At 40.3% G+C, this 3,396-nt stretch carries 4 protein-coding genes and 6 tRNA genes; 1 reads left to right on the top strand and 9 read right to left on the bottom strand.

The annotated features are described in order from the left end of the window. Positions 1–40: 40 nt before the first annotated feature. The 3 genes from FC98_RS13565 to FC98_RS13555 all read right to left on the bottom strand — a co-directional run bounded on the left by FC98_RS13565 (position 41) and on the right by FC98_RS13555 (position 2,077). The gene (locus tag FC98_RS13565) at positions 41–715 is read right to left on the bottom strand and encodes an adaptor protein MecA (RefSeq protein ID WP_054656155.1); all 675 of its coding nucleotides are present in this window, start codon (positions 713–715) and stop codon (positions 41–43) included. Between the two features lie 116 nt (positions 716–831). Beyond that, positions 832–1,230: a transcriptional regulator Spx gene (gene spx / locus FC98_RS13560; RefSeq protein WP_040471996.1), complete on the bottom strand. Its 399-nt coding sequence runs from the start codon at positions 1,228–1,230 to the stop codon at positions 832–834. 109 nt (positions 1,231–1,339) lie between these two features. Further along, entirely contained in the window at positions 1,340–2,077 is a 738-nt protein-coding gene (locus FC98_RS13555; protein WP_054656157.1) for an MBL fold metallo-hydrolase, read from the bottom strand. 111 nt (positions 2,078–2,188) lie between these two features. On the opposite strand from FC98_RS13555, the gene FC98_RS13550 reads away from it, so the two are divergent. Continuing rightward, positions 2,189–2,701, top strand: a complete 513-nt coding sequence (locus tag FC98_RS13550) for a monooxygenase (RefSeq protein ID WP_081467847.1) — start codon at positions 2,189–2,191, stop codon at positions 2,699–2,701. A gap of 142 nt (positions 2,702–2,843) precedes the next feature. Here the strand turns inward: FC98_RS13550 and FC98_RS13545 are convergent. The 6 genes from FC98_RS13545 to FC98_RS13520 form a co-directional block, all read right to left on the bottom strand. Beyond that, positions 2,844–2,917, bottom strand: a tRNA-Asp gene (locus tag FC98_RS13545). A 4-nt stretch (positions 2,918–2,921) separates the two neighbouring features. Then, a tRNA-Met gene (locus FC98_RS13540) sits at positions 2,922–2,995 on the bottom strand. A 25-nt stretch (positions 2,996–3,020) separates the two neighbouring features. Beyond that, positions 3,021–3,092: transfer RNA gene (locus tag FC98_RS13535), tRNA-Glu, on the bottom strand. Between the two features lie 8 nt (positions 3,093–3,100). After that, a tRNA-Ser gene (locus FC98_RS13530) sits at positions 3,101–3,188 on the bottom strand. A gap of 4 nt (positions 3,189–3,192) precedes the next feature. Continuing rightward, positions 3,193–3,266, bottom strand: a tRNA-Ile gene (locus FC98_RS13525). Between the two features lie 11 nt (positions 3,267–3,277). Next, positions 3,278–3,348 (bottom strand) — tRNA-Gly (locus FC98_RS13520). Positions 3,349–3,396 lie beyond the last annotated feature (48 nt).

The raw sequence follows: 3,396 nt of genomic DNA, 5'->3' as shown, positions 1-3,396 counted from the left end.
TTTCTAACTGGATCTAATCTTAGATTGTTTGTATCCAATTTTACTTAAAGTAATAACGGCTCAGTTCTAAGGCACTATTTTCCATTAGGTGTTGGCCATACTCAGTTAGCAGATCTTTAGTCACCGTTGTCTTACGCCCATATTCATTGGCGATTGCAACTTCATCACTCACAACCATGTCAACTGGGTCATTACTGAATAACTGTAATACCAAATAGTACTTATCTTGATACAAGTAAAGATCTGAAGTTCCGTTTTCCAGTCTTAAGGCCTTTGCTAAATCAATAAAGTCATTTAATTGATCAAATTCAAGAATCACCGTTCTCTTTTGGTGACCAAATTCATCATTCGTTTTACTATCACCTACGGATTGTGACTTACCGCTGTCAGGATGCTCATCAATAAACTTAGAAACCCGATCACGTTTGTCAGATTCGCCACCCTTAGAATCCAGCATCATTTCACTGTTGGATATATCGACGTCCTTACTGATAAACAATTCAAGTCCATTTTGATTTGGAAGAACTTGGAAAGTGACGGCATCATTATTCTGAAATTGATGATCTTTATCAACCTCTTCAAGAATACTGTAGAAGAAGCTTTCAATCTGTTTATGATTTCCGAGCAAATCAAGCACAGTAATCCCGCGTTTGTCAAGATCATCATTGCCGATTAATACTCGGATTGTGTTCTCATTGATCCGTTCCATTTCCATTTTTAGCCACCCCTTTCAATATCCTAGGGTTATTAATAGTAACATTGTACCATGAATACTGTCCATGTAAATGATACGGCTAAAAGTGGTTATTAACAAGTAATTAAAACATTTTATCACAGGGCATTACGGATAAGCTTTTCCAAATCATTCTTGCGAACCTCACGGGGTAAGAAGCGACGGATTTCATCGTCATTGAAGCCGATTTCTAATCGCTTAGCGTCCATTAAAATTGGTCGCCGAATCATTTCTGGGTGGGCTGCCAATAAATTAATCAACTCGCCAATCGTTAACGTATTAATCTTATCCTTATATTGTTCATAAACGTAAGAGCGGGTTGAAATCAAGCCCTCTGTCCCACGCTCTGACAACATTAAAATCTGTTTGAGTTCCGTTGTGCTGAGGGGTTGGGCAAAGATGTTTCTTTCGCGAAAATCAATTTTGTGGTCGATTAACCACTGCTTTGCTTTTCTACACGATGTGCAACTGGGGGTCGTTAATAAATTGACTGTCATAATTTTCATCCTCCTAGTAATCATTTCTGTAACTTGATTATAAAGAAGATTGTTATAAAAGTCATAAGATTCACAGAATGACCATACAAAGACCTATTTTTAGACAAATTTAAATAGTGACTTCCAAGTGGCGACTTGCAACGATTATTGGGATGTCTCCGGCAGTTATTTGGGCCTCATCTTTCAGTTGACTGAGATTGCCCTCTGCAGGTAAATGAGTTAGTAGTAATTGATCAACCTGGGCATCTTTTGCCAGCTTTCCTGATTCCGTGGAAGTCATATGCCACCTTTGACCTGTCTTATTAGCAAAGAAGTTTGTATCAGTCATCAGGAGATTGGCCCGCGCCGAAAACGGTGTTAGTTGATCGAAATATGCGGTGTCCGCAGTGAATACTAACACCTTATTGGATTTTATATCAACAATTTTTAGCGCGTACGCCGGAACCGGGTGATGTGTCTTAAGAAAGCCAATTTTAAATGGGCCTAGCACTAATGTTTGATTAGGATCATAAGCGATACCGGTAGTTGCGCCCGGCCAGTCAAGCCCGGAAAAATTTTGCTGATCTTCATTATGCCCATAAATCGGCAAGACGTGTTCAGCGTATCGTTGTGCATGGAGCTGCCAATAATATTGAAGAACCCCTAAATCTGCAGTATGGTCGTGATGATAATGAGTCAAAATAACCGCATTTAATTTCAGTGGATCTAGTGTTTCTTCTAAGCTTAGTAACGCTGCACTGCCACAATCAATTAAAAGATTGAATCCAGCCGATTGCAACAAATAGCTACTAGTACCATTTCCGTGGGCTGGATAGCCACCTAAAAAGCCTAATACCGTCAATTTCACAAAGATTTCCTCCCTTTTTGCTCCAAGTATAAGTTAGCATGTCTAAATTGTAAATGTTTGGCTATGTCCATTAAAAAAAGTATAATAATCTTAGATGTAGGAGGTGGGTCTATGGATAAACAAATTGTAATTACATTTGGAAATGATCAGATTTTATCTGAGATCAAGGCTAAGCATCCTGACAGAAATTTACTTTTATACCAGGCGCTCAACCAAAATGATAAGCTGATGCTATTAGATTATTCTGGTAAGGAGCCTGTTTTCCAGTCACCAGTTCTTTACGACATTTTAAGTCATACTGGGGCCGATAAGTGGAATGGATTTATCAGCTTTTCTGCAATGGACTTAAACTTTGATCAACAAAAGGTCTTTGATGCGAGGATTAATAAGCTTCGTAGCAATGGTCTTCCGGACGGGATGCATTCAATTTACTCGTTAAATTATCACAAGGATATCAATCAGAGAGTCATTCTAGCAACATGGAACTCATACTCAGATTTTGAGCTATGGAAAAATGGTTCTCATGAATTTATTCCAAAAGAGTATCGTGATTCCCCCAGTTTCTATTCTCACGAGGCTTATTACACGCCTGCCAAGACAACTGAAACTAAGTCATCATATTAAAATACAAACAAAATAGGCTTTCTATTCAAAGGAATAATGTTAATTCCTGAATAGAAAGCCTATTTACTTACATTTTAACTCTTTACATTAACCGTTAAAATAATCGTAAAATACAGGTTATCAATGCTACAACTTGTATCACCGGTTCGTACGAGACTCGAACCCGTGATCTCCTGCGTGACAGGCAGGCGTCCTAACCAACTAGACCAACGAACCAAAATTGCGGGAGCTGGGTTTGAACCAACGACCTTCGGGTTATGAGCCCGACGAGCTACCAGACTGCTCCATCCCGCGATAATATAAAAATTACACATGTGAATGACCCGTACGGGATTTGAACCCATGTTACCGCCGTGAAAGGGCGGTGTCTTAACCACTTGACCAACGGGTCATTTATAACGGAGAAGGAGAGATTCGAACTCTCGCGCCGCTTACGCGACCTACACCCTTAGCAGGGGCGCCTCTTCAGCCACTTGAGTACTTCTCCAATATGGGCCTAAATGGACTCGAACCATCGACCTCACGCTTATCAGGCGTGCGCTCTAACCAGCTGAGCTATAGGCCCATTAATGCTAAAGCGGGTGACGAGAATCGGACTCGCGACAACAGCTTGGAAGGCTGTGGTTTTACCACTAAACTACACCCGCATTAATTATTAAAATAGTGGCGCGGGACAGAATCGAACTGCCGACACA

It is taken from the genome of Lentilactobacillus kisonensis DSM 19906 = JCM 15041 (assembly GCF_001434135.1).
In the GTDB taxonomy this organism is placed as follows: domain Bacteria; phylum Bacillota; class Bacilli; order Lactobacillales; family Lactobacillaceae; genus Lentilactobacillus; species Lentilactobacillus kisonensis.
Note: the sequence above shows the minus strand (reverse complement) of the source record. Positions and strands in the feature narration are given on the sequence as shown.

What these genes read in the sequence shown, in the direction of transcription:
- FC98_RS13565 (WP_054656155.1), bottom strand. Translation starts at nt 715, where the DNA reads ATGGAAATGGAACGGATCAATGAGAACACAATCCGAGTATTAATCGGC.
- spx (WP_040471996.1), bottom strand. Translation starts at nt 1,230, where the DNA reads ATGACAGTCAATTTATTAACGACCCCCAGTTGCACATCGTGTAGAAAA.
- FC98_RS13550 (WP_081467847.1), top strand. Translation starts at nt 2,189, where the DNA reads ATGGATAAACAAATTGTAATTACATTTGGAAATGATCAGATTTTATCT.